This window comes from Microbulbifer sp. ARAS458-1, assembly GCF_045348205.1.
In the GTDB taxonomy this organism is placed as follows: Bacteria; Pseudomonadota; Gammaproteobacteria; order Pseudomonadales; family Cellvibrionaceae; genus Microbulbifer.
Window position 1 is genome coordinate 3,588,468 of the sequence record NZ_CP155838.1, and the last position, 24,629, is coordinate 3,613,096.

The 24,629-nt window shown below is 62.0% G+C and carries 30 protein-coding genes and 1 pseudogene; all 31 read right to left on the reverse strand.

Features of this window, described 5'->3' with window-relative positions:
* Positions 1 to 24 precede the first annotated feature (24 nt).
* Positions 25 to 5,640, reverse strand: a complete 5,616-nt coding sequence (locus AAFH99_RS14995; RefSeq protein WP_406828112.1) for a hypothetical protein — start codon at positions 5,638 to 5,640, stop codon at positions 25 to 27.
* Positions 5,641 to 5,651: 11 nt separating this feature from the next.
* Positions 5,652 to 6,041, reverse strand: coding sequence for a hypothetical protein (locus AAFH99_RS15000; protein ID WP_406828113.1), 390 nt, complete (start codon positions 6,039 to 6,041; stop codon positions 5,652 to 5,654).
* Between the two features lie 4 nt (positions 6,042 to 6,045).
* On the reverse strand, positions 6,046 to 8,064 hold the full coding sequence (locus AAFH99_RS15005) for a hypothetical protein (protein WP_406828114.1): 2,019 nt from the start codon (positions 8,062 to 8,064) through the stop codon (positions 6,046 to 6,048).
* 24 nt (positions 8,065 to 8,088) lie between these two features.
* A complete protein-coding gene (locus tag AAFH99_RS15010; protein WP_406828115.1) occupies positions 8,089 to 8,271 on the reverse strand; it encodes a hypothetical protein in 183 nt (60 codons plus the stop codon).
* 8 nt (positions 8,272 to 8,279) lie between these two features.
* A complete protein-coding gene (locus tag AAFH99_RS15015; RefSeq protein ID WP_406828116.1) occupies positions 8,280 to 8,744 on the reverse strand; it encodes a hypothetical protein in 465 nt (154 codons plus the stop codon).
* Positions 8,745 to 8,794: 50 nt separating this feature from the next.
* A complete protein-coding gene (locus AAFH99_RS15020; protein ID WP_406828117.1) occupies positions 8,795 to 9,718 on the reverse strand; it encodes a hypothetical protein in 924 nt (307 codons plus the stop codon).
* Positions 9,702 to 9,830 carry a hypothetical protein gene (locus tag AAFH99_RS15025; RefSeq protein ID WP_406828118.1) on the reverse strand — a complete coding sequence of 43 codons (129 nt, stop codon included), beginning with the start codon at positions 9,828 to 9,830 and terminating at the stop codon, positions 9,702 to 9,704. Before AAFH99_RS15025 ends, AAFH99_RS15020 begins: the two co-directional genes overlap by 17 nt.
* A gap of 4 nt (positions 9,831 to 9,834) precedes the next feature.
* A complete protein-coding gene (locus tag AAFH99_RS15030; RefSeq protein ID WP_406828119.1) occupies positions 9,835 to 10,266 on the reverse strand; it encodes a hypothetical protein in 432 nt (143 codons plus the stop codon).
* Positions 10,267 to 10,545 carry a hypothetical protein gene (locus AAFH99_RS15035; protein WP_406828120.1) on the reverse strand — a complete coding sequence of 93 codons (279 nt, stop codon included), beginning with the start codon at positions 10,543 to 10,545 and terminating at the stop codon, positions 10,267 to 10,269. It abuts the gene before it with no gap.
* 3 nt (positions 10,546 to 10,548) lie between these two features.
* Positions 10,549 to 10,953, reverse strand: a complete 405-nt coding sequence (locus AAFH99_RS15040) for a hypothetical protein (protein ID WP_406828121.1) — start codon at positions 10,951 to 10,953, stop codon at positions 10,549 to 10,551.
* A 94-nt stretch (positions 10,954 to 11,047) separates the two neighbouring features.
* Positions 11,048 to 13,072 (reverse strand): phage major capsid protein, encoded by a 2,025-nt coding sequence (locus AAFH99_RS15045; protein ID WP_406828122.1) that lies wholly within the window; start codon positions 13,070 to 13,072, stop codon positions 11,048 to 11,050.
* A complete protein-coding gene (locus AAFH99_RS15050) occupies positions 13,062 to 14,690 on the reverse strand; it encodes a phage portal protein (protein ID WP_406828123.1) in 1,629 nt (542 codons plus the stop codon). Before AAFH99_RS15050 ends, AAFH99_RS15045 begins: the two co-directional genes overlap by 11 nt.
* Positions 14,691 to 14,699: 9 nt before the next feature.
* Positions 14,700 to 15,236: a hypothetical protein gene (locus AAFH99_RS15055; protein WP_406828124.1), complete on the reverse strand. Its 537-nt coding sequence runs from the start codon at positions 15,234 to 15,236 to the stop codon at positions 14,700 to 14,702.
* Positions 15,237 to 15,245: 9 nt separating this feature from the next.
* Positions 15,246 to 17,189, reverse strand: coding sequence for a phage terminase large subunit family protein (locus tag AAFH99_RS15060; RefSeq protein ID WP_406828125.1), 1,944 nt, complete (start codon positions 17,187 to 17,189; stop codon positions 15,246 to 15,248).
* Positions 17,158 to 17,778 carry a terminase small subunit gene (locus AAFH99_RS15065; RefSeq protein WP_406828126.1) on the reverse strand — a complete coding sequence of 207 codons (621 nt, stop codon included), beginning with the start codon at positions 17,776 to 17,778 and terminating at the stop codon, positions 17,158 to 17,160. Before AAFH99_RS15065 ends, AAFH99_RS15060 begins: the two co-directional genes overlap by 32 nt.
* Positions 17,779 to 17,910: 132 nt before the next feature.
* On the reverse strand, positions 17,911 to 18,498 hold the full coding sequence (locus AAFH99_RS15070; RefSeq protein WP_406828127.1) for a phage tail protein: 588 nt from the start codon (positions 18,496 to 18,498) through the stop codon (positions 17,911 to 17,913).
* Positions 18,498 to 19,016, reverse strand: coding sequence for a hypothetical protein (locus AAFH99_RS15075; RefSeq protein WP_406828128.1), 519 nt, complete (start codon positions 19,014 to 19,016; stop codon positions 18,498 to 18,500). Before AAFH99_RS15075 ends, AAFH99_RS15070 begins: the two co-directional genes overlap by 1 nt.
* Before the next feature lie 81 nt (positions 19,017 to 19,097).
* On the reverse strand, positions 19,098 to 19,445 hold the full coding sequence (locus AAFH99_RS15080) for a hypothetical protein (RefSeq protein ID WP_406828129.1): 348 nt from the start codon (positions 19,443 to 19,445) through the stop codon (positions 19,098 to 19,100).
* 10 nt (positions 19,446 to 19,455) lie between these two features.
* A complete protein-coding gene (locus AAFH99_RS15085; protein ID WP_406828130.1) occupies positions 19,456 to 19,680 on the reverse strand; it encodes a hypothetical protein in 225 nt (74 codons plus the stop codon).
* A gap of 69 nt (positions 19,681 to 19,749) precedes the next feature.
* Positions 19,750 to 20,142, reverse strand: coding sequence for a hypothetical protein (locus tag AAFH99_RS15090; protein WP_406828131.1), 393 nt, complete (start codon positions 20,140 to 20,142; stop codon positions 19,750 to 19,752).
* A 19-nt stretch (positions 20,143 to 20,161) separates the two neighbouring features.
* Positions 20,162 to 20,587, reverse strand: coding sequence for a single-stranded DNA-binding protein (ssb, locus tag AAFH99_RS15095; RefSeq protein ID WP_406828132.1), 426 nt, complete (start codon positions 20,585 to 20,587; stop codon positions 20,162 to 20,164).
* Between the two features lie 18 nt (positions 20,588 to 20,605).
* Positions 20,606 to 20,821 carry a hypothetical protein gene (locus AAFH99_RS15100; RefSeq protein WP_406828133.1) on the reverse strand — a complete coding sequence of 72 codons (216 nt, stop codon included), beginning with the start codon at positions 20,819 to 20,821 and terminating at the stop codon, positions 20,606 to 20,608.
* Positions 20,808 to 21,305: a hypothetical protein gene (locus AAFH99_RS15105; RefSeq protein WP_406828134.1), complete on the reverse strand. Its 498-nt coding sequence runs from the start codon at positions 21,303 to 21,305 to the stop codon at positions 20,808 to 20,810. Before AAFH99_RS15105 ends, AAFH99_RS15100 begins: the two co-directional genes overlap by 14 nt.
* Positions 21,302 to 21,721, reverse strand: coding sequence for a hypothetical protein (locus tag AAFH99_RS15110; protein WP_406828135.1), 420 nt, complete (start codon positions 21,719 to 21,721; stop codon positions 21,302 to 21,304). Before AAFH99_RS15110 ends, AAFH99_RS15105 begins: the two co-directional genes overlap by 4 nt.
* 11 nt (positions 21,722 to 21,732) lie before the next feature.
* Positions 21,733 to 22,239, reverse strand: coding sequence for a hypothetical protein (locus AAFH99_RS15115; protein ID WP_406828136.1), 507 nt, complete (start codon positions 22,237 to 22,239; stop codon positions 21,733 to 21,735).
* Positions 22,236 to 22,544, reverse strand: coding sequence for a hypothetical protein (locus AAFH99_RS15120; RefSeq protein WP_406828137.1), 309 nt, complete (start codon positions 22,542 to 22,544; stop codon positions 22,236 to 22,238). Before AAFH99_RS15120 ends, AAFH99_RS15115 begins: the two co-directional genes overlap by 4 nt.
* On the reverse strand, positions 22,541 to 22,942 hold the full coding sequence (locus AAFH99_RS15125; RefSeq protein ID WP_406828138.1) for a hypothetical protein: 402 nt from the start codon (positions 22,940 to 22,942) through the stop codon (positions 22,541 to 22,543). Before AAFH99_RS15125 ends, AAFH99_RS15120 begins: the two co-directional genes overlap by 4 nt.
* 5 nt (positions 22,943 to 22,947) lie before the next feature.
* A complete protein-coding gene (locus tag AAFH99_RS15130) occupies positions 22,948 to 23,226 on the reverse strand; it encodes a hypothetical protein (protein WP_406829194.1) in 279 nt (92 codons plus the stop codon).
* A gap of 369 nt (positions 23,227 to 23,595) precedes the next feature.
* Positions 23,596 to 23,781: pseudogene (locus AAFH99_RS15135) on the reverse strand (helix-turn-helix domain-containing protein); the annotation flags it as partial.
* A 166-nt stretch (positions 23,782 to 23,947) separates the two neighbouring features.
* Complete coding sequence (locus AAFH99_RS15140; RefSeq protein ID WP_406828139.1) at positions 23,948 to 24,358, reverse strand: hypothetical protein; 411 nt, start codon at positions 24,356 to 24,358, stop codon at positions 23,948 to 23,950.
* A gap of 19 nt (positions 24,359 to 24,377) precedes the next feature.
* Complete coding sequence (locus AAFH99_RS15145; protein ID WP_406828140.1) at positions 24,378 to 24,611, reverse strand: helix-turn-helix domain-containing protein; 234 nt, start codon at positions 24,609 to 24,611, stop codon at positions 24,378 to 24,380.
* Positions 24,612 to 24,629 lie beyond the last annotated feature (18 nt).

Below are 24,629 nucleotides of genomic sequence, written 5' to 3' on the forward strand. Positions count from 1 at the left end.
TGCTTGGTTGTAAAGAAAGTGCGCCTACGGCTTGTAGGCGTTGTGGGTAATGACCCGGTGCTGCGGATCCTCGCCGGCGGCGTAACTGATACCCCCGACGCTGATGCGATACACCCGGCGCTCGCCGAGCGGCTTCACCTTGATGATTTTTTCCCAGGTGATCGCCGGGCTATCGCCGTGCACCACCGCCACCCGACCGCCGATGGCGTGCTGGGCACGCACACTGCGCCCGTCGTGCAGCGTGATGGGGGTCTCCATGGAAACCTGCACCGCGGCGCAGCTCTCGGTGACCAGGCGCACGCAATCCACCTTGTCCACCGGCACAATGGCCTCGATATGGCTAGCGAAGGTTTCACTGTGCCCCTCGTCCCAGGCATCCACGTAGTCGCCCATATAGGCATCGCGGGCTCGGAAGTACGGCGCCAGATACATATTGCCCACCACACACCACTCGCCGGGCAGCTGGCCACCACTGCTACTGCCGCCATTGCTGGGCGTGGTAATGCTACCCAGGTAGCGGCGGTGCGTGCCGGACACCGGCGCCAACTTGTTGGTGCTGGCCACATAGGTGACCGAGCCGCCCACATAGCCTTCGTCGTCGCAGTAGATGTAGTACCGGGTACTGAACGACAACCCGGAAACCGAGCCGCTGGAATAACTCACCGACCCGAACCCGTACTGCACGCTATGCGCGGAAATATCGATTTTTGCGGTGGATCCGTTATCGATAGCGGAAAGCGCCGACTGCGAGGTGCCCGACTGGGCCGAGCTGTTGATCTGCGGAATGGTGCGCTGATCGATGGCGCGCCCGTAATGATTCAAGCCGCTCACCATCCGGCTGGTGCCCAGCAGCGGTTTAGGCTCCCGGTACATTGCCACCGCTTCCACGTCTTCCGTGGCGGCCATGGCAATTTCACCAACAATAAAATAATCGTCTGTCGGCGTTACCTTGTCGGACAGATTGCCGCTGTTGTACCAATCGATATAAAAATCGCCCCGCAGCCAGTGACCCACCACCAGCACATCGGTGCCGCCGGTAGTGGACCAGGTGGAGCCGCTGCGCTTCATGACAATAAAGCCATTTTTTACCCCGTGGTTTGCCACCATCGAGCCGGGGTTCAGCGACTGCTGCGGCACCTCCCGGCGCTTGCCATCGATCACCACAAAGCCGGGTCCGTCGACCGGGTTGCCCGCTTCATCGAAACCGTGAATATAAATTTCACCATCCGACCCGGAGTCGGCCTGATTTGTCCAGCTTGAGCCGTTGCGGATAACCCCGAGACCGACGCCCGTCAGCTTTGAATCCAGCAAAGCCGTCGGATCACCGGTGCCGCCAAGGGTCACCACCACGCCGTACAGCGACGCGCCATCGGTAGTGTTGGCCCAGACCTTTACGGTGTTGGTGCCGGCAGCCACGGTGCACGGAAAGGTGAACCACCCCGGATGGTTGGCACCATCCGGCAGCCCCATGTCGCTGCGGTGCATCGGCCCAAGCTCGACACCGTTCAGCCCGATATAAATCCCCCCCTCGGCGTCGGCTACAAAACAGTGAATCCAGCCGTCACCCGATGTGCCGCAGTCAAACGTCCACCCCAGCGTGGTGGCGGAATAGGAGGAGTTTGTCGGCACGCCCTGAGGGGTGTCTCGCAGATCCTTCCGGTGCACACAGTTCGCCGCAAACAGGGCGTTGGCCTCGATCTGTTTTGCGGTGCGGCTGAATCCCAGGTTCGCCGGCGTGGTATTGCTGTTTTTGTACGCGGAGTCCGGGCGCAGCGCGCCAATACGGGAATTTGCGCGGCCATCGATAAACGACAGGCCGCCGGTCAGCAAATTGCTCAGATCCCGGCGCGGTGCCCATGGCTCGATGTTCGACTGGGTGATCTCGCTACGAATAACCGCCGAGCTTTTATTTTCGACGTTCGCCAGACCCACGGTGCCCTTGGTGACGTTACTGTTTTTGTAATCACTGTCCGGGCGCTTTTCGTCGATCTTGTTATCGAATTTTTCGTTAAGCGTATCCTCGTCGATGACATCGATCCGGATATAGTCGACCGTGGTTGAGTTCGCGCCGCCGTTGTATCCGCAAATCAGCATCGGCGCGATATAGCAAACACCGCTCACCAGTTTGCCGGGGTTCGTGATCGGGTTATTTGTTTTCCCGCCCTCCGTCCCGCTGGCGGTCGAGAAGCTGCCAGGCTGCCCCGCAGAGGTTGTCCCCTTGATATAGGTGACATAAGTTTGCCACCCCGAGGCACTGTTCCCTTGTGCCAGCACGTAATGCTGTGAAGAGTAGCCCGCGTCGCCGTTTTTATTGAGCGCGTTTCCCTCGAAATCATATCCATCCAGGCCCGCGTAAAACGTCCCCTCGTTCGAGGCCGCGCGCCACACCCTGACCTCCATCCGGTAGAGTTTTGAGCGATCAAAGGGAATTTTTTCGCCGTAGTGCAGCCAGTTAAAGCCCTGTGCTTTTAGCGCATACCCGCCGGCGATAGCGCTTGTTGACGTGCTGCAGTTGTAGTCGTCCACCCCCGCAGTGATAAACCAATCGTCGGCACTATCCGCCTGCGTAAACGCCTCAAAGAATCCGCCCCCTATAGTCCGCTCACCGCGGCGCTGGCTGGCCAGCAGAGTCTCCACCGTCAGAATATCCGCGCCGGTATCGGTCAGCTTTTTGGTAACGGGGTCATAGGCCAGCAGATTTCTGGTGGCACCGTCCTCAGGTTTACCGCTGCCGATAATCTCCGCCCAGGTTGCCCGGTGACTGGTCTCTGCGGAAATTTCGTTAAGCAGCGCCTGGCGCGCGTCATACACCGCCTGCCAGTTGCTATTCCACAGGGTGCGGCTAATGGTGGTGGTGGCGCTGGTGTCGTTCCAGTTGGGGCTAAGGCCGCCCAGGTAACTGGTGAGCGCGGCCACCGCGTTGCTGTAGGCGGTTTTTTCCGTAGTAATGGAAAACACCGTGGCACTGGCCTCGATGCCCGCCTGCTCGGCAATCAGCCGGCTGTACTCCAGTTGCGCGCGCAGCTTTTCGCTGGGGTGCAGCTTACCGTCGGCGCCTATGTCGTCCAGCTTGGCCAGGGCGCTGGTGGCATCGCTCTGTGCGGCGGCCGCGTCCTGCGCCGCCTGCGCGGCGTCGTCAATGGCCTGTAGCACCAGCGGGTCGTCCGCCTGGTCCTGGGTGTAGTTGGGGTACGGGGTGCGGCTTTTCGGTACCGTGTACACCCGCGCCGCATTCACGCCCAGGCAGGTGCCACCGCTGCCGGCATTGCCGGGGCCGCTGGGGCTGTCGCCATAGCAGGCCACCAGCTTGCTGTTGGTGAGCACCGGCTGCGGGTTCTGGTGGCCGTCGATAATCAGCAGCACGCCGCCGGGAGCGCCACCACCGCCGCTGCCGGCGGGCACGGAATACTGCGGGCCGTTATCGTTACCGGGCAGGCCGTTGCCGCCACTGGTGTTGATCTTGCCCGACACACCCAAGGCAATACCGCGCGCGACTACAGCAACCCCAGCGCCACCCTGGCCGCCAATACCACCAAAGCCCGCCGGCTCCCAGCTGTTGTCGCCACGCAGGTAGTGGTAAGAATGGCCACCGCGGGCGCCGCCGCTGCCGCGCAAGTCGCTGGGAATACCCACCAGCTCGCCGCCGTCATTGTCGATGGTGAGCGTGGGCATAACCGCATTGCGCCCAGTTACCACCTCGCCGCGGGTGTCCACCCAGCCGGTGGGTCCAATCTTGCCCACCGCTCGGCCGACGCCGCCGCGGCAGGAGCCGAGAAAGCCCGCACCGCTGTTACTCGGCGCGCCGCGCAGTGTGCCATCCACCTGCAGTACTCCCATCACCCGCAGCTCGACGTTATCGGTCACTGTGAGCGTGCGCCCAGCGGGGATGGTCAGGTCGCCCAAGTAATAGTAAATGGTGCGGCTGCTGGCGGCGCCGTCCAGGGTGCCGTCGGCGGTTAAAAACCCGCTGCCGTCGATGGTGAGGCCCGCGGCGGCCATGGCGGTGCCTTCGGCCGAGTACCAGCCGTCCGGCAACTCGGCGTTGGTGCTCGCGGCCTCGTCGGCAATCGGCGCGGCCTTTTGGGTGGAGCCGAACAGTTCCACCTGCACGCCACCGCTCACCTGGTCCACGCTCACCCGCTGCACCTCCATGGCGCGGTCCAGGGTGCCGCTGCTGGTGTAGTCGCGCACCTGCGGCAGGGTCACTCGCACCACGTCGCCCACTTCAATATCGTTATTGCTCGGCAGCAGCGACAAACGCAGGCGCAGGGGTGGCCCGGCAAAGCGGTCGCGTAGGGCATCGAAGCGGTTTTTTAACGTGGTGAAGGTGTGGCGGCTGTTGTGCAGGCCGCGGAATTTCAGCGCCTGGGGCTTGCTCTCACCGTGGTGGGCGATGCTGTCGGCGTCTGCCAGCACATTGGAGCGCAGAAAACGCCCGTCGAATCCCGGCGCCTCGTACCAGGCCCATTGAATGGAAAAGATATTGCGAAGCGCCGCCAGGTCCTGCTGCAGCTCGCCCAGGCTTAACACGTCATCGGCGGTAATGGTTGCCACGGTGCCAGCGTCCGCTAGCACGCCGGTCATGCGGCGGTAGCCCAGCTGGCCGGCGGCATTCACCGGCATATAAGCGCCCATCAGCAGGTTTATTTCCTGCTCGATAAATTTTTTGCCGTCGGTTTTGGCCAGCCCATCAAATCGCAGAATCACGCCCTTGGTATAGTCGCCGGGCTTGTACCAGTCGGTACCGATATTCTCGAACTCATCCGCCACCACCAGCGAGGGGTCGATGCCCAGGTGCCAGTTGGCCGGCAGCAGGTCGCTGGTGCCTAGAATCTTGCCGGTGAGCAACGCATAGGCGAGCGCGGGCGCAGGCAGCTCCAGGTAAATAAATTCCTCGACCTCGATGCCCTTGTCGTCGTCATTTTCCGTAGGCACGGTGTGGTCGTATTCCACGGTGCCGAACAGGCCACGGGTGACGCCGGTGAAGGTGCTGCCGGTTTTTCCGGTAGCGCGCACCACTTCCCAGCCATTCTGGTATTTGATTTTAAGGTAATACACCGTCTGCCCGGGCGCGTCACCAAAGCTCGCGGTGTGCGGGCAGGGTTCAAAATCCGCGGTGCTGTACACACTCAGGGTGCCGGCGCCCTTGGGGAAGTCTGCGGCCAGGCGGGTGCTGCGCGGCACAAAAATGTCTTTGCGCATTTCCCGCTGAATATCCCGGCAGCGCACGCGGTAGCGGCCGTGGTCGTAGCCCAGGCTTTCCTCCGCCACTTGGGTTTGCTCCAGTCGGAAGTCGGCCCAGTCCATGCCCGCACCGCCCTGGTACAGGCGCACGGTGCGGCCCTTGATGCCGTTGCCCGCCTGCAACTGGTTGCGCAGGGTGTCGGTGAATACGCCGCCCACGTCCACCAGCTCAAAATTGATTGCGCCAATTTCCGCGCGGCCCTGCTCGGGTATCAAGCGCTGGCTGGTACTGCTGACCTTGGCCAGCACGCCACCCAATGCGCCGCCGGGCAGGCCGGGAATATCGCCGTGGCTCGCCAGGTACACCGGGGTCGGAAATTCAATCACCACTACCAGGCGCAGCGCGCGCTGGGGGCTGGTGTTGTACAGGTCGAAGGTTTCGGAGTTGTTGCGCATCTAAACAGGCTCTAGGCAACCACCTGCAGGGTGGTGAAACTGAATTCAAAAAAGCGCCCGGGTAGGCGCTTTTCCTTAAAACTTTTAAATTTGAGCTGCACGGTTTGCGGGTCGTCGGGTGCAGCCTCGGTGCCCAGCGCGTCGAACGTGAAGTACTCGCCAAAGGCGCAGCTGGCGGCGAACTCGCGCCACGCCGCCAGCTCGGCGTCCGACAATTTCAGCGGCACCGTGCGGCAAATTGATAGCCGCTCCAGGCGGTAGGCTGTGGTTTCGCGGAAGCCGCTTAACGCGGTGTGCTCTTTGCCCTCGGGCTTGTCGTCCACGTCGTACTGCTGCAGGTCCGCGTGCAGCTTGCCGTTGCCGCCGGTCACCAGGCGGGTGGGGACAAATTCGATATACATAGACTTACCCCGTTAACTCCTGGGCCTGCCGGCTGCCGCTGGGAATAATCACCAGGTCCTGCTCGGCAATTAAGGTGGTGAGTTTGTCGGCGATGGTCTGCGCGTTGTCGCCCACCAGGTCACCGGCGATGGTGATATTCACCTGGCTGCCGGGGGCCGCCGCGCTATTGCCGGCAAACTGATTGATGCCGGCGAGGTTGGCGCCACCGCTGGGCGCCGCCGCGGTAGCGGTGCCGCCGCCAATGCTCGGCACCCCGCCGGCACCGCCGCCGGAAAAATTGGCGCTCTTGATCTGCGCAATCTGCGCCGCGCCCGTGGCCGCCATGGCCGCGGCCGCGGGAATGCCCCAGGGGTAGCCGCCGGAATTGTTAAACGATTCGATGACCGCACTCGGCAGGGTCGCCACCGCCTTGGCCAGCGCCAGGCCCTTCTGGATTTTGAACAGCTTTTTGCTGCTCGCGTCCGATACCCCCAGCATCTGCTGGAAGGCGCCGAACACCGAGGCCACGCGGTTCTTGCTGCTCTTGTCCTCGAACTTCTCGCGCTCTTTGGCGTGCTTGGCCTCCAGCGCGGTGAGGCTGCGCTCGTACTCGTCGTGCTTGATTAGCTTTTCCGCGTGCGCTTCGTCCAGTAGGGCCATTTCCTGGTCCTGCTTCACCTGCAGCTGCTCCAGCTCGGTGAGCCAGGACAATTTGAGGGTTTCCAGCTTGGCGGCCAGCTGTTCGCGCTCCTGGTCACTGAGGCCATCGGCGCCGTTGCCGCCGCCCTCGTCGTTGGCGGCGCGCGCCAGGCCGGCGTTCTGCTGGGCCTTGGCGGCAATTTCCTGGGCGCGCACGTCGGCCGCGGCCAGAATCTGGTCCACCTTGCCTTTCAACACGTCGCTGGGCAGCTCGGTCATCAGCAGCGCGTGCAGCTGCTCCTTGGATTCGGCAAACGCCTGGCGCTGGGCCTCGGCGAAGTCGCGCATACCCTGGGGCGCCTTGAATTTCAGGCCGTCCACCAGGGTATTCACGTCCGCCAGCGATTGCGCCACGGTGTCGGAAAACGGGGCCAGCAGTTCCATCACCTTGCGGATCGGCCAGAACAGGCCGTCCACAATGCCGTTAGAAAGTGCCATCACGTTTTCCACCACCGCGGCAAAGCCGGTGGTGAGCGCGGCAAGCAGCCCCTGTCCCAGGGTCAGCAATCCCTGAAACAGAATTTTCACCCCGTGGATGCCATCGGCGAATACGCCCACCACGGAGACGCCTTTTTTAAAGGCTTTTTCTACCACTGCGCCCATACCGCCGCCCTGTTGCGCGGCGTGGGCAAACTGGGTGGCCACCTCCTCGATAATCGGCGCCAGGTGCACGGTCAGCTGGTTGCCCAGGCCCTGGCCAATCTGTCCCACGCGAAACATGGCGTCGTTGGCGGCCTCCAGCTTGGCAGCATCCACCCGGGTAAGCGCCACGCCGTAGGCATCCACCTCGGTTTTCGCCTGCGCCAGGCCCGCGGCACCGGCGTCGATCATATTGATTAAGTCGGTGCCGGATCGCCCAAATAGGTCCGCTGCCAGGCTTGCTTGTTTCGTGCGGTCACTCACCTGACCCAAGCGGTCCACCAGCAGCTCGAAGCGCGCGGCGGTGGGCATTTGATTCAGTTGCGCTGCGGTCAGGCCCAGATCCGCCAGGGCGTCCTTGGCCTCGCCGGTGCCGCGCTCGGCGTCGCCCAGATTCCGGTTCATCAGTTCCAGGGCCTTGTTCATGCCCTCGTTGCTGCTGCCGGTGAGGTTGGCCTGGTGCTGGTAGGCGGCCAGCTCCCGGGTGGTGAGGCCGAGGCGGTCGGCGGTTTTAGCGAGCGCGTCCTGGGTGTTGAGGCTGGATTTCACCAGCGCGCCCAGGCCCGCCACACCGGCGAGGCCCGCCACTTTCACCTGGGTGCTGTTGAGTGCACCGCGCACCGCGCCCAGGTTGGCCTTGAGGCTTTTGAACATGGCGCGGGTTTTATCGCTGCCGGTAATGACAAATTTGTAATTGTCGGCCATGGGGTCCTCGGGCTGGTTCGGGGTTTAGCTGTCGGTTTCGGCGGCCAGGGCGTCAATGGTGGCCATGGCGTCCAGGTAGTACGCGGGCTGGTCGCCTACCCCGCCGGCGCGGAACAGGTGGCCGGCGCGGTAGTGCTGGTGCATGCGCAGCAGGGTGGCGCTGCGCTCTGTCACCATGGGTTTGAAACAGGTGCGGGATTCCAGCACCCCGGGGATCACGAATTTTGGGATGGGTGCGGGGTTGGAGTCGTCGCAGTGTCTGCCCCACTTGCAGCTGCCGCAATCGAAGGCTCCGGGTTCGCGGGCGACGACGATTGCGATGGCGAGTTTTTTCTTTCGTCCTCGCGCAGGGCGCTGCGGATCATGATCTGATTCGCCAGCTCGCCCATCAGGTTCCACGGCAGCTGTTGCCAGTCGCCGGGCTTGTAGTCCACCGGCACGCCGTTGGCGTCCTCCACGTTGCGCCAGTCTTTCAGGCCCCAGGTGAGCATCTTCACCCGCGCGCCGTGGTTGGGGTAGAAATTGCCGGCGGCGTCGATGGTGCCGTCCGCCATAATTTCCATGGTCTGCACCTCGGTCAGCGGTGCCAGCAGAAATCCCGCCGGCGCGGCGTCGTCGGGGTCGGTGTCGCTCGGCGTGTACCACATGGGGGCCAGGCCGGGGTTTAGTCTTAGTGCCATTGGTTGCTCGCTTGTTGAGGAAAGCCAGGGGCCGCGGTGCGGCCCGAGAATCAGGTGAAAGTGAGGGTAAAAGCGCTGTCGTCGCCGGCGGCGCCGTAGGTGATGTCGTAGGTGCGCACGCCCTCGCGGTCGCCTGGCGCCAGCTCGCGGTAATACGCCTGGGCAATGTCCAGCTGGTAACGGTTGCCCGCTGTGCTGCCAATGGCGCCGGTGGTGATGGCCTTGGTGGCGCCGCTTTTCCAGTCGCCGTGCCAGTCCTCGGTGGCCACCAGGGTGGCCTCGGGGTCGAAGCTGCCGGTCACGTCGCGGTCGCTGATAATGATCTCGCTGTAACCGTCGGCGGCGCTCATGCTCGGCGGGGTGCTCACGGTGTTGCCCAGGTCCAGGCCCAGGGTGCTGATTACCGCGGCGTAACCGCCGACACTAAACGGCGCGCCGATTACCGGCGGCGGCACGCTGGCGTCGTAGCTGGCAGTGGGCAGAGGCGCGTCAATGGGGCCGGTGACGTGGCCGGTGAGGGTAAAGCTGGCCATGCCCTTGTTGCCGGTTCCCAAGTTCAGCGCCACGGTGCCGCGGGCGCCGGTGAGTTTGTACAGGCTGCCGTCCTCGTGGAAATACACGGTGGCGGATTCGTGCGCGCTGCTCGCCGGCGCGTACTCCACGCTGGTGCCGGCGGTAACGATCGATGCCAGGCCGCAGGCGCGCAGCAGCGCGTCGATTTCCGGCGCGTCGCCCGCGCTGCCGCTGCCTTTCAGCTCGGCGTCGCAGGTGATTTCCATCAGGGTGCCGGCAAATACCTGCTGAAACTGCCCGAGGGTGGGTTTAATCACCGGGCGCTCGACCATGCGCGCGCCGGCGTAGCTCCAGCCCACATTTTCCACCAGCACCGCGTCGGCGCCGGTGGGTGTGGCGTCGGTGTTATAGGTGGCCTCGATGGCCGCCAGGATCAGTTCGCGTTTAACCAGCTTTGCCATCGGTGTTGGCCTCTTTCACTTGCTTGGGTTTTGCCGGGGCGGGCTTTTCGGTGCATCCGCCCTTGCGGGGTTTCAGGATCAGGGTGTTGCGCTTGGCTGAAGTTTTCGGCATGGCGTCAGCTCTCCAGGTCGGTCAGGCGGTGGCGGATCACATAGCGCCAGGCGCTGGTGGCCACGGCCTTGGGTTTTTCCGCCTGCTCCAGGTCCGGCTCGCTCAACCCTTGCGGGTTCAGGTCCAGCACAAACGGCAGGCCCAGGCTGTAATCCGCCATCAGCGCCTGGTGAATTTCGGATTCAATCTGCAACAGCTGGTCGTCGATACTCTCGGCGGTGCCGGCCACGGCAATGTCGATAAAAATGTCCTGCTCGGCATTCACCAGGGCATTGCCCAGGGTGGCGGTATTGCGCCGCTCGCCCAGGCGAATATTCAACGCGGGGCCGCGGCCGTGGGCATACAACCGCGACTGGCGCACCCGGTCGCCGGTAGTGGGCAGGCCGGTCACCGCGGTGGTGATGGCGTCCAGCAGCTGGTGGGATACGTGGGCCACTTATTGCTCCTCCAATACCAGCGACACGCCGCCACCGTTGCGCGGTTGCGCCTCGCGGATCACAAAGTCGTGCCCGTCGATGGTGACAAGCGCGTCGGCCATAGCGCCCACGGCGGTGGCATCGGTGGCGTCACAGGTCAGCACCGGCACAGTGCCCCCCTGCCCCGCCGCCTCCTGCCAGGCATTGGTAAAAATGCCGGCTAGGGTGCCACCGGGCGCGGCGGCCTCCACATAGCCGGGCAGGTCCGGGTCGATCAGCTCGGCGTAGTGCCCGGCCATGGGTTACTTGCTGCCTTTCTTGTTGGCAGCGGCCAGCGCTTTTTCGGCCTCGGCCGCACGCTTTTCCGCTTCCAGTGCGCGGGCTTCGGCGGCGGCGGCACGGTCCTCGGCGGCTTCCAGCTGCGCGTCGGCTTCGTCCAGCTGTTTTTCCAGCTCGGCCACATTGCCGGCGCCCGCACTGGTTTCAGCGCGCGCTAGTTCAGCGCTTTTTTTTTCCGCGGCGTGCGCCTCGGCGATGCGGGTTTGCTTGCCCGGCAGCGCCTTGCCGTTGCGCAGCAGAAAACGCGCGTCGTTTTTGTCCAGGTCAGCGCCCACTGCGAGCACGCGGCCGCGCTCGACAAATTTGCCTTTGACTTTGGTGCTGCGGGTAACGGTGATCTCGTTGATTTCTTCTTGCTTCTCGGCCATGGATTTGTCCTCGGCGTGAAATGTAAAAAAGGGGAAAAACAAAGGCCCGCACAATGGCGGGCCTTTGCTGGGTTACCGCACTAGGCGGCGCGGCTTACGGGGTGAACTGCTTGCCGTGGCAGAAACTTTCCGGGTGACGGCCGGCGGTATCGCAGGACTGGTGCGCGGTGATGCGCACGGTGCCGGCCTTGTCGCCGCTGTAGGGGTTGACCAGCATATCCAGGCCGCCCCACATGCCGATAATCACGTCGGAGAAGTTACCGAACAGCAGGTCGGCGGCCTCCACCTGGTTGGAAACCACCGCGCCGTAGCCGTTGACCTGGTTGCCCGGCTCCCAAATGGTGGCGCCGTTGCTGCCGGTGAATTTCTCGGTGGTTTTGAAGTAACCGCGCAGGCCCGCGCCCATAGCGTAGGCCGCATTGCCTTCGTCGGCGTTGTCCAGCGCCACCTCGGTTTCCATCTGCACCACTTCGGCAAATGTCGGATTGACGCCGGCAAAGTCCACGGTGTTGATGCCGGTCATATTGATAATGCCGCGGGGCTGGCCGTCGATGCCGGTGCCGTACAGGGCCGCCTTGTCCAGGCCCAGGGCCATCTGCTTGGCCAGGTCCATGCGCACCAGGTTTTCAGCGTCCGGGCTGGACTGCAGCAACAGCTGACGGGTCAGCTCGGTAAAGGCGGCGGCGTTTTTCGGGGTCAGCGCCACCTGGTCAAAGCTGGGCAGGCCCTCGGCTGGAATATCGTTGTTTTCCGGGTCCAGCCAGTACATAGAAGCGCCGCCCACCTGGCGCGGGATCGCCAGGTTACCGTTGAGGCCGGTTAGGGTCATGGCGCCCAGGCCCGCCAGCACCATGCGGTTGCGCAGCAGGTCAATAAAGCTGGCGGCCAGGTGCTGGGTGCCCACCAGGGCGTTGCCGGTGTCGGCCAGGGTGGCGGACAACGCGCGGGTATTGAAGCCAGCGGCGCGCAGGGTGCCTGCATCCATGGCGCGGCCGGCCACCAGCACGTCGTGCGGGATCATCTGGTCGCCCTTGCGCTCGCCTTTGTGTTTGTCGGCAGCTGCCAGCGAGCACTCGAATTCAAAGGCCGCCTCTTTGCGGAATTGGGTGCTCTCGGGGAACGCCATGGCGCGGAACATTTTTAGGAAACTGAACTGGCGTACCTCTTTGTCGCTCATGCCAATTTCCGGGCCTTCCGCCTGGGTGCCGCGCTCCTCCGCGCGTGCGCTCAACAGGGCTTCCGCCAGGTCGTGCTTGGTTTTGCTGGTGTCGCGCAGCATGGTGCGCACCAGTTCCGGGTCGGCGTTGTACGCTTCGGCGGTGTCGAGAATGTCAGCAACGCGCTGGGATTCGTCGGCGCTGCCCTGCTGTCGCGCGGCTTTCGCTGCGGCTTGCTTTTCTTGTTCGGTCATAACAATGGCCTCTCGGGTTTCGGGTTCGGGTGTTACGGGTTCAGGGGTTGCGGGCGAATCGCTGACAACGGGGTCCGCGCTGCGGCCCTCGCCTCCGGCGTTGCTGTCGGATTCTGGGGGGGGGTGTGCCGGGTCCCTGGTGGCCGCGCTGCGGCCGACGCCCACGGCGTCGTCGGCGGGCACCGACACAATGGAAATTTCAAAGGGTTGCCACTTGGTGATGTGGTAAACGTCGGGGCCGTCCTCGCGCTCCTCGACCAGTTTCATTTCCAGCACGCGGTAACCCACGCTGACCTTGCCGCGGATACCGTCGGCAATGTCCTGTAGGATTTCTTCGCCGCGCTGGCTGCGGCTGTAGCGGGTTACGGCGCGGGCGATGTGGTCCGGGTCCACACGGGCCTCGTCCACCACGCCCACCTGCTGGTGCCAGTTGTGCATCTCCAGCACCGGGGCGCGGTTGTTCAGCAGCGACAGGTCCACGGCCTCGGGTGTACACACCAGCACCTCGATGCCGAACCAGCGTTCGACCTTTTCGGTTTCACTGGCGAAGGCCATTTCCACGGTGCGGGCGTCCAGGTCGATGGGGCCGGCTTCGTCGTCTGCTTCGGCGCGGGTGCCACCTTTCGGGCGGGCATAAAAAAGGGCCGCACGTTGCGACCCTTTCTCGTTGATCTGGCGGACTAGCTCGTCCGTTTCGTTAAGTATCATCTTGCGGCTGCTCCTGGTCCTCGTCGTCGGTGTCGTCGCCCGCCGGGGGCTTGCTGGTTTTCTCTAGGGCTTTGTCCAGCGCGCTGGCGGGGTTGATACCGCGGCGGCGCAGCTCCTCGTCCTCGCGCTGAATCTCGTCCCATACCTCCTCCGGGTCGCGTCCACGCTCGCGGATAATTTCGCTGCGGCTGGATACCCGCAGGGCCACGGCTTTTTCGTGTGCGGTGATTTCCTTTTGCGGGTCCACCCAGGCCCAGCGGCGGCCGCTGAACGTGGCACCCTCGGCGTAGCGGGCTAGGTCACCGGGATTTAATGGGGTGCCGCTTTTAAAGCGCACCGCGCCCATCAGTAGGGCCTGACTTAACCACTCATCGAATATGGGCCGCAGCAGGTTGTCGATAAACCAGCCCTGCAGGCCCTTCCAGACTTCGCGGTCTTCCAGCGCGCCCAGGCGGCCCGAAGAAAAGTTAACGCCCTCCAGGTCGTTGGCGAGGCTGAAATAAGACACACCCAAGGCGGCGGCGATGCCGCGCAAAATGCCCTTTACAAAGTCTTTAAATGCCTGGTTTGGGTGCTGCGGGTCCCAGGTGTTCAGCTTGGCGCCGTAGGGGATTTCCTGAAAGGTCCCGCCCTCCACTTCCATGTAAAACGGCTCGTCGTCCTCGTATTCGTCGTCGTACCCCGGCTCGTTTTCGCCGGTAAAACCCACGTCCTCCTCGTTGCGCTCAATAATCCCCATGGTGCTGGCGCTAATCACGGCACCCGAAAGCTCGGCGTCCTCGTATTTGTCCAGCATATGGTGGCGCGCGGCGGCGGCGCTGCCGAGGGGGAAGCCGCGGGCCTGGTCCACGTATTCGTCCAGAAATTCGTGGATGATGCGGTGGGCGGGGATGCGGATATATCCTCGCCCGTGCAGGGTGTAATAATCGTCGTGGGTGGTGTCGGTACTGTACAGCCAGTAGGCTACGCGGCGGCCTTCGCGGTCGAACTCAACCCCCAGGGTGATTTTGTGCCCCATGCGGCCGGGCACCTGGTCGCTGGATAGCTGCAGCAGCAGCGGGTCCAGCAACTGGATGGCAAAACCAAACGGCTTGATTTTGCGGCTGCGGATTTTCAGCGCCAGCACTTCGCCGTCGCGCAAAAGGCTGTTGAGCATCAGCCCGCACATGGCCTGCAGACTCAGGCGGCCGCGATAGTCCAGCACGCCTTTTTTGCAGGCCTGCCGCCAGGCTTTTTCCACTGCGCTGTTTGCGCGTTTGTCCGGGTCCTCGCCATTGATCTTTTTGATATTGGCGGCGAACTTGAAACCGGCGTGGCCGATTACATTGTTTTTTGCCAGGCCCAGGAAGCGGCGAAAATAAGGGTCGTTTTTGGCCAGGTGCCGGCTGCGCGCCACCATGGTGTGCAGCTCCTGCTGCAGCTGCTGGTTAATGGGCACCGGGGTGGTGGTCCAGCCCTCGGCTAGGCGGCTTTTTTCCGCACCCTTGAAATGGGCCGCACTGCGCAGGGCGCCGCGCATATTGCGCGCCTGGCGGCCCACCTGGTCCAGTTTGTTCTCCAGCTGGGTGACCTGGGTTTGCAAAGCGGCGCGGCCGGTAAGTCGATCTAACAATTTCATGGGCTGCCCTTATTTAACCCGCGCCAGCACGCGGTTGGATTTGCGCCCGGTGCGCTTTTCGCGCTCCAGGCGGCGCTGGCGGTTGACCCGGCCGCGGAAATATTTTTCTGCCGCCTGCAGCTCCGCCCAGGTGTAGCGGCCGACGGTCTGGCCCTCAACGGTTACGGTTTGTTTATCCGCGGTGGCCTTTTTCTGCAGCAAACTTTCCAGCTCGGCCAGGACTTTTTCGTCAAAGTTGCGCGGGTCGTAGCTGGCACTGGCGGGGTTGGGTTTCACCACTACGCGGATCGGGTCCAGGCTGTGCCGGTCGGTGTCTTTGCTCACCATGGGCACCAGGTGGTAGTCACCCGCGGCCCAACTTTCGGTATCGGCACTGGCCAGGCTTACCTGGTACTCAGTGCCGGCACCGGTGGTGGCGATGGTGTGGGATTGCCCCAGGGACACCAATTTGTATTCCAGCGCCCAGCCGTCGGCCGGTGGGTAATCCGGCAGGCTGCGGCTCCAGCGCACGGAATCGCCGGCGATAAATTTACGGGGTTCGGTCATGGTGTCTTGTTACCTAATGCCACCCACCTTGCGCGCGCGGTTGCGGCGGCGGCGCGGGCGCGGCTTGGTTGGCTCCGGCTCCTGCGGATAGTGCAGGGCGTTGGGGTTTTCAACAGGCTCCGGTTCCGCCGGCAGCAGCCGGCGCGACAGGGCGACAAAATCCGGGTTTAGGATTTCCAGCGCGGCGAGGGCGTAGACGTAGCAGTCCAGGGCCTCGTTGCGCGGTCGCATCTGCTTAAAGGTGTGCACGGTGCGGCCACCGCGACGTACGGGCACGCGCTTTTCGGCGGTCATCTGTTCGCAGTATTCGCGGTCGATTTCAACCGGAAAGTGCACATAGCCGGCGCCCGGCTCGTTAATCTGCAGCCGGCCCAAAATCATTTCCTTGGCGGTGTCGGTGCCAATGGAAAACAGGTTGACGTTGCCCTTGTTGTTTTTGCTCGGGCGGCCCACCAGGGGCGCGCCGGGCTGGCTGCTGCCCTTGATGGCGTAGACCCGCTGCGCCTCGTTTTCCTTGGCGTACTTGTACACCATGTCGGTGAAGTGGCCGCCGGTGTCGATGGCGGTGGCAGCAATACGCAGGCGCGCACCGCTCTGGTGGTCAAACGTCTTTAGCCGCCAGTCGGTGAGCCGTTGCCACAGTTCCCAGCGGCCCGGGTCGCCGTAAAATATTTCGTGCTCGACTAGCCAGGACTCGGTGCCGCGCTCGCCACCAAAGGCCCAGGCGCTGCACTCGATGCGGTCGTCCTGTACGTCCACGCCGGCGACAATGACGCTGGCACTTTGCGGGATTTGTGCGGGGTAGTGTTCGCGTCGCATATACAGGTGATGCGCCTCCACGCGCTCGCCGGCCTCCTCCCACTCCTCGCCGAGGGTGGTGTTTACCCAGCCTTTCAGCTTGATAGGGTCGCCCTTTGCGCGCAGGAAGTCGCGGGCAATCCGCCCCCAGGTGGTCCAGGGGGAGTAGGCGGCCCAAATGTGGAAGCTCACCGACAGCGGCGGGTCCACCTGTTCGCCGTCGCGGTAGAAGCTCAGGCCGTCGCGGGTGACCATGCCGGACTGGCTGCGATACTCGCCGGCGGCGTCCATGGCGGCCAGGTCGCGCTGCTCAATCACGCAGCCGTGGTGCTTGCACACGTAATACGCCTGCAGCACGGTTTCCTCGCTGTCCCACTTGATGCCGTAGGGCACGTCGGGGCCGCCCCACTCCAGCACCTGGTGCTCGCCGCAGTGTGGGCAGGGCACCCAGCGGTAAAAAAATTCGTCGGCCTCGTCCGCGGCTTTGGATAGCTGGCACTCGCCTTTCAGCTTGGGCGTGCTGCCGCGTATGGATTTCGGGAAGGCGCTGCCCTCGATACGCTTGTCGCCAATGACCGTGGGCGGACCTTCTTTTTCAATGTCGGCGTCGAAGCTCGAAAGCTCGTCGTAATACACCACGTCCACCGATTTCTCGCGGTAGTTTTTCGCGGACTTACCGCCGCGGATAAACCACTGGCGGCTATTGGAAAAACGCTTGTAGTTGACGGTGTTGTCGCGGTGCTTGCGCCCGTACCAGGGCGCCAGCTTGAACAGTGGCGGCACGTCGCGGATGGTCGGCTCCGCGTGCTGCTTCATAAAATCTTCGGCGGCCGCGTCGGTAGGCTGCCACAGCATCTGGTTACGCTGCTTGTGTTCGGCGTAGTACGCCAGGGCCACGGTGATACACTTGGTGTACCCCACCCGCGCCGATTTTTTCCAGTTGACCTCGACAATGTCGTCATTGCCCATCGCGTTGAGGATCGGCAGCTGGAATGGCTCGGTTTTCCACCGGCCCTGGGTGTAACTGGATTCGGCGGACAGGTAAAAATATTTGTCGGCCCATTCGGCCATCGGCAACGGCTCGGGCCGTTTCAACACGCGCAGCGCGGCGCGCAGTTCTTGCTTAATCGCCTTCGTCTGCAGTGCTGATAACATCGACAAATTCGTCCAGGTAGCGGTCCACCTCGGCGGCCGCATTCTGCGCGCGGACTATTTCGCGCTTGATTTTGTCCAGGCTGGTGGCCGATAGCCCCGGCTCGATGCGCTTTATCTGCCCTGGCAGGGCATCCAGTGCCGCCGCCATTTCGGTGGCAACCTTTGAGATAACCAGCCCCATGGCCTCGGCCGGGATCAGCTCGCCGCGGGTAACGGAATTTTTCAAGGCCTGGGCGTCGGCCTTCTCTTTCGCCAGGCGCGCCTGCTCGGCCACCGGGTTTAGGTCGCTCCCCTCCAGCGGGCCCGGTCGCTCCAGGCGCTGTTTCTCCAGCGCCGCCTCCACGCGGTTGTCCACCACGTCGCGCACGCTGTAATAGGCCCGGTTCCCCACCCGTAGGGCGGGCTCCACACCCCAGCGCGCAAACCCCGGCGGGGTGACGCTCAGGCTCTCGCACATCTGCCGCTGGTTTAGCAAACAGTCGCGCACCTCGCTGGTGGCCGTTTGTTTGGTATTCGCGGCTTTTTTCTCGGCGCTGGCTGCTGCATTTTTACTCTGTTTTTTTCGGGGTTTTTGCTTGCTCTCGGCCATTCACTCCCCTCCCCTCAATGACCAACAACAAACACCCCAAAAAACGCCTCATAAATAGCGAAACCCCGCGCAGCTGCGGACCCGTATGCGACACACCCCGGGAAGGACCCGCGGCTGTGTGCATGGTGTTAGTCATTTCAGTTTGCGCAGCTCGTTTTGTATGGATCTGGTCAGCTCGATAGGTATGCGCTCGCGGGCCTTGCGCTCCATCACCTGCTCAAGGCGCTGGCTTACGAACGTGCCGCGAGGGCTGGGGCCTGCCACACCTTTGAGGGGCGTGCGGCCGGGACCTTTGCGAGCGAACACCAGCAGCTGCCCCTGTGGGGCCCGTGCGATAAAGGTGCCGCTGTATGTCTTGGTCTTGCCCCAGGCCTTGGCTTTCACGCCTGGCGCCTTGAACTTGCCCCGCTTGCTGCGACTGTTGAAGTAGCCCGCCTTGCGCTGGGCTGGGCGCACATACTCAATCAGGTTGCGTGCTCTTGCTTTAGCTGCGTCAATGGACGCTTGCAGCCTGGTACGGCGTGCCAGATATAGCTTATGCGCCTGGCGGATATCCTTCTGCTTTACGCTGGTCTCGGCTGCCACCTCTTTGATGGCTGAGCTGTTCACGCTCTTTAAAGCACGATTAATCGCCTGGCTCGCAGCCTTTGGCACTATCCTCTGCCCCATCCTGCCCAGCTTTTTCTCCAGCAGGTGCAGGTCGTCTTTGATGCTTATCATTAGCCGGGCTTCTGCGCCGCCATCTGCGCGGTCTTGTCTTTTGAGCCCTGACTGGACCCAAACCAGAATTGCAGGATCATTGGAATGGCGCCGGTGATCACTCCCAGCATCAGAGTGCTGGTTTTCTCAATCTCTGGAGTCATTACTACCTCACCAGAGAACAGCGCCCAAATAAGGCCGAAATAGCCGGAGATAAATAAACAAGACAAAATGATTTGCGGCATCAAACTAGTTTTCGCAGCCATGCCACGGGCGTCTTTGCGGTCGTCTACCGCTAGTGCGAAAACATCGATATCCAACTGACGCATTTGTACCCGAAACTCATTGTCGAGTTTGCGCAGCTCAGCGAGCTGCTCGGGGCTGCTGTTCAGCACCAGTTCCGCGAGGTCTTTCTCGTCGGCTTCCGGGTCGCCCAGATACTTATCCGCAAGAAACTTGACCGCAGTGCCCGCCGCAGGTCCACCGAGGGCCGCGCCGATCGTGGGGGCCACGTTTTTTACTAGGGCTTTCCAGTCCATGTTTTCGTTCTCGCAGGTTGTAGGGTGCCACCCCCAAAACGGGATTGGGGAATAGGGAGAATCAGGGGTGGCAAAACTGAATTATTTAATGGATTTTTGTCGCCGCTCAGCCTTGGCGGCCTGGTCGCGCACAAATTTGTTGTGCTTGTTGCGTGTTATCGTGGCGTACACATTCCAGATCAGGCCAAGGGTGGCGACGATCAACCCCACCAACTGCACGGGGCTTACGGGCACTTGCGTCATGCCAACACCAGCGGCTGTAGTGGCTACGGCGCTTCCTTCCTGTCCGTTCATGTTTTCTCCAAGCACAAAAAAACCGGCGCGAAGCCGGTTCAATACATTTAACGATTTGCGGTGACAACTTTTCCAAGTTAGCGATTTTTTACCACCGAACGGCCAAACTGCAAAATCCAGCGAATGAAATTTCATTCGCGACCAGTCAAAAGAAATCAGGCTTAGCCACAGAGCGCGTCAACGCCATCAGTCCTTGCTGCAGATCAGTGGCTCCGATACTTACCCAGCGCTGATCCACGCTATCGGTGTTGCGGAGCTTACCAACAAGCTCACCCAGCTCTGCGCCCTTGGTCTTGATTGCATTCATGGCCTCGATCTCTTCCTCAGAAAGTTCACGATAGCCCTTAATTTTTCTATGTTGGTTATCCATGTGGATCCTCTTGATTGTAACTGCAGCCCATACCAGCACCGCCTTGATATCACCCTGTGAGAGGTGGAATTACTCGCTTGGCCTTACTGGCAAACTGTCTTCCTCAAAAATCACCATGCCAGCAATGTAATTGATTGCCCCCAGAAGCTCCGCCACGCGTTGCTCACGGGTTGGCAGTCTCCGGGACTCCTGAATTTTCTTCATTGCCTGAAAGGCCATGCCGCCATCTGTATCCAGTAGCTGGCTAATGCGCTGCATTGGCTGCTCGTGGAAGGGCTGACCCTGCGCGTGGCGATCGCTACCCTTGCCCGCAGCAGCTTGCTTATAGGCTCGGCGCAGTACATCGCCCAGCTTTTCGTATCCCGGCACCCCCAGAAGCGATAACTGGTGCTCCTCAGAGAGAGCGGGACGAAATGGCTGAAACTCGCCAGGTTCCATATACGGCGGTACTGTCTCTGTCATCTGCATTGCTCCTGTAGTGTCAAAACGGAATGTCGTCGTACTGTTGGCCGCCCGCTTCCGGATAGGAGGCCGCCTGCTGTTGGGCCATACCACCGCCGTTACCGTTGGCGCTATCCAGCATCTGCATATTTGCCACCACAATCTCAGTGGTATAGCGATCCTGCCCGGTATTCTTGTCCTGCCATTTGCGGGTGCGCAGCGAGCCCTCCACGTAGACCTTGCTGCCCTTGTGCAAATACTCCCCGGCAATTTCTGCCAGGCGATTGAAGAACACCACGCGGTGCCATTCGGTGCGCTCTTGTTGCTGACCAGTCTGCTTATCCTTCCAGGTCTCACTGGTAGCGATATTGCAGTTGGTTACCGAGCCCCCACTGGGCAGTTGGTTGGTTTCCGGATCCCCGCCCAGGTTGCCGATCAAAATTACTTTGTTGACGCCTCTCGCCATCGCTCATTTGCTCCACTATCAAAAAATTGGCTGCAGTTGCTTCTGCTTTGCCAGCTCCCGCAATTGCTCGGTCTTAATCTGTGCCGCGCGCTGCCGGCGATACTCCGCCATACACTCACGGCACCAACTGGCGCGGCCGGTCTTTGCTCGCTTGTCTTTGGGAAACTTGTCCGGATCCACCCAGTGCTCTCCACGGGTGCAGTACAGCTCGCCGAACCCATTAGCCACCCGCATAAATCACCCCCACAAAATCGCCAACACATGCACCGCGACGGGTAATCGGCTGCAGGGCACCACTGTCGAAACACTCCGCGATCTCCATTGCCGTGCGGTGCAGGCTCTCTTCGCTCTCCCCCATCAGAGTGCGTGCGTTCCGACAAAGCTGAGCGAGTAACTGGCCGCCCTCCTCGTTGGCAAACAACTGCCCCTCCATGTACAGGCGCAGGTGGGTGACGATGATGTATTTCAGGAATACAGCGCTGTGCTCAATGCGCCCTTTGGCGAATCCACTACGGTCAGCCTCACCGTGGCACTTGAAGCACAGCTGCGCGCTCATCGCGTCGTGCGGTTTAATCCCTCGACCCTTGCCGTAGGCATGGGAGCGGTAGCCCTGGTAGTGCGCAGCCACGATGGTGTCGTCGCCGATTCCGCAAGCCACACAGGTCCGGTTCTTAGCCAATGCCAGCAGCTTGGGAATACGGGTAGGTTTCAAACTCATGCTGCCAACTCCTCAACGCTGGCCGCCCACCGGGGGCCGAACAGCAGCGCCGCCAGGAACAACCGCGCAGACTGCAGGTGGCGGCGGTAAGTGCGCTCACTCATGCGCAGTCGACGCGCTCGGCTACGCTGCAGGGCCAGCGAATCACCGCCCAGCAGGCTGTACGCCTCCACACTCAGCACCCTGTACTGCTCCGGAGACTCACGTTTAACTTTTGCCATTGCGCTATCGATCTCCGCAGCCCGGGTATCGTCCATCAGTGCCACGGATCCGCAGCGGGTGCTCTGAACCCTGCCCATCATCAGCGCGTAGATCGGGCTGGTACCGCAGTTGCCGGTACCGGTCGCGCTGAACAGCGCCCAGACAAACAACTGTTCCTCGAGGGCGGCGATCACTTGATTGCTTACTCGCTCCATAGCCACCTCGCTCAGTAGGTCCATATGTGCGGACGTGGACGACGGGGTGCGTTGGTGTTGCCCCCCAGGTGCACAAAGCGGGTATTCCAGTCTCCGCGCTGGTTCGGGCTGATGGCCGAAAACGGGCGCGGCAGGCCTAACTTCAGGTGGGCGCGGTTGTACGAACCCGCTGCCTCAATGAGTTCCAGTGCCCGCTCACCCGCCAACTGGATATCCACCCCCACACCACACGGGTGATCTCCAGGCACGTATTCCACAGACGCTTTCATCGCTGCGGTGCGCTTCTTCGCCTCCAGAGGGTGCTCGATACAGCGAAATCCACTCGATACCACCATCGGCTTGCCGTACCAGAATTCCCGCAGCCGGTTCAGGTGCAGTAGGAAACCCGCTTTCACCTGGTCCGCATTGAAGCCCACCTGTTCGCCGGCCTCTCGCGCTACATTGCAACCATTGCAACCGCATTGCAGTTCCTCGCTGGTGAACCAGTTGCGCGTTGGTGCTTCCGTAATACTCGTCATGCCCGCCTCCCCCGTCGTTGCTTCCCACTCAATCCGCGCCGCGCCTGGTGGCGACGTAGAAAAAACTCCCGTTGCAGTCCCAGCCGTACACCGCGCTTGGTGGCATCGCTCAACTGCTCAAAATCCGTCATCCGGGTGCCCTGCCCGGCCAGCCCCAGCCGCACGTCCAGCTGGTGCGCACGCCGGGTACCGATCAATAGGCCCAGCTGGTACTCGGTGAGCTCTCTCAACTCAGCCGGTACATCCGCAATTACCCGGCGGCCCGCGCTGATATCCGCAGCCCACCGGTGCGGCAACTGGTTCACTCCAGTACCTCGGCAATCAAAATCTGCGTCCACTGCTCGCCGCGCTTCGTTTTTGCTGGGCGCGCATTCAGCGACACAACGCACTTAGGGTTGTCGTCTTCGATCAATCCCAACCCGTGTGGGTGGCGTCGACTCGGGGGAACGAACGTGTCCAGCAACGGCTTCAGCCCGCCGTAGAGGCCATCCCAGTCCGGCAGCGAACCGCTGTTGCCGCGCACGATCTCGATGTGCACACGGCTGAACGGCATTGCAGGCCGGCGCTGTCCAGACCGCACCAGTGCCCCGTAAACCACGTTCGCCAAGTCACGACGCATTGCCATGTACGCCTTCGGAGCCATGCCGCGAATCTGGTTCAGCAGAGGCGAGGCCTGCGGCAACGTGAATTCAATCGTCCGCATACCGGTCACCAGCTCGTGTCCGTGGCGATATCCACCGCGCTCACATCGCGGGTACGCTGGTTGCCCGGGTTGCTTAGTGGCGGTGTCGGGATACCGCGCTCACGGCGCACCCAGTTCCGCCAGGTCGCCAGCCAGTCCAGCTTCACGCCCCGCTGCCCGGGCTGGGAAATCCAGTAATCGCGATAGCCGTTCGCAATCTCCACGATCTGCAGGTTGCTCAATCGGGGGTTAATCTCGTGTGCTGCGGCGAAGTACTCCGGGCCGGGTTGCCAGTCGCTGGGCAAGCGAGTCCCGCGAGTAGATTTTTTCGCTGGCGATTTTTCACCCAGTGGTGAGGGCGCGCTTGCGTGCCCCTCTCTGACGGTTCCCTGATGGTTCAATGACGGTTCTTTACGGTTCTGGGGGAACGTGGTTCCGGGGTCCCCGGAATGTGGTTCCGGGGTGGGGGGAACCTCGTTCCGGGGTGGAGGGAATGTGGTTCCGGGGGAATGAGATTCCGGGGCGGAACCTTGTTCCGGGGTGGGCGGAACCTCGTTCCGGGGTTCGGCAGCCTTGCGCGTACGCTTTTTCCGCACCGGCGGCACAAAGTTATCCACAGTAATCGTGTAATACGTGGATCTGCCCGAGCGGCAATTGCTAACCAGGATCCCCATCGATTCCAGCTCACGCACAGCCTTACGCACCGCCCTGTCAGTCAGGCAGGTACGCAAAGCCATAGTCCCGATGGAAGGCCAGCAAACGCCGTCGTCGTTCGCCTGGTCAGCCAGAGAAATGAGCACAGACTTCTGTGCCGGTGACATAGCGAGCGGCCAGCACTCGGACATAATCCGGGTGCTCATACGCTCGCCCCTGTGATTGGCGTTATTGTCATGGTCTTCTCCCGCTCCTTTCGAAGCCCCCTAATTCGTTATTTGCCGTCTCTCCGGCTGTCACACCACTGGGCAGGTGTCGCCTCTCCCGGTATGCTGAAAGCGCCAACAAACAGTCATACAAGGAATAGTTATGTCAGCTTTCGGTAACCAATCCGTCGAAATCCCCTGCCCGAAGTGCGGCCGCAAACACACAAAGCGAATCTCCGGGCTCAACGCGAACACACAGATTCGATGCTCCTGTGGAGCCAACATCGACGTCGATGCATCGGAACTCAAAAAGGGGCTGGCCAGTGTCGATAAGGCGCTCAAGGACCTTCAGCGGAGCTTCAACAAAACCTTCAAGATCTGACAGGTCGGCCTTGATCGACTGCAGGCAGTTCAGCGCTGGTTGAATATCTGCCTGCAGCACCACTTTCAGTTCGCTGGCCATCGTGCCCCCTGTATGGATACCCATGTACCCGGTCTGATTCTTCTCCCCCACCCCCACAGCCAGAATGGCAATCAGGGAAAAGGGAGATTCACTATGTTCGTTATTCGTCAGCACACGTCGCCGCCCCCGCGGCTTAGCCTGCCTTCTTCAACTCGCCATCCGGCGCCGGGCCAAATACGTCCGGGCGCAGCTCGTAGCGGGTTACTGCCCCGCCGGTAGCCTTCTCGATTGGAAGGCACTGCATAGGTGGAACAGGCCGACGGCCGGTCACCCACTGAGAAATGGAGCTCTGGTACTTGAGCCCCAGCGCATGGGCCAATTGCTCCTGTGTTCCCACCACCTTGATGGCGCGTTCTATCGGTTTCATTTAAATAAAATTACCAGC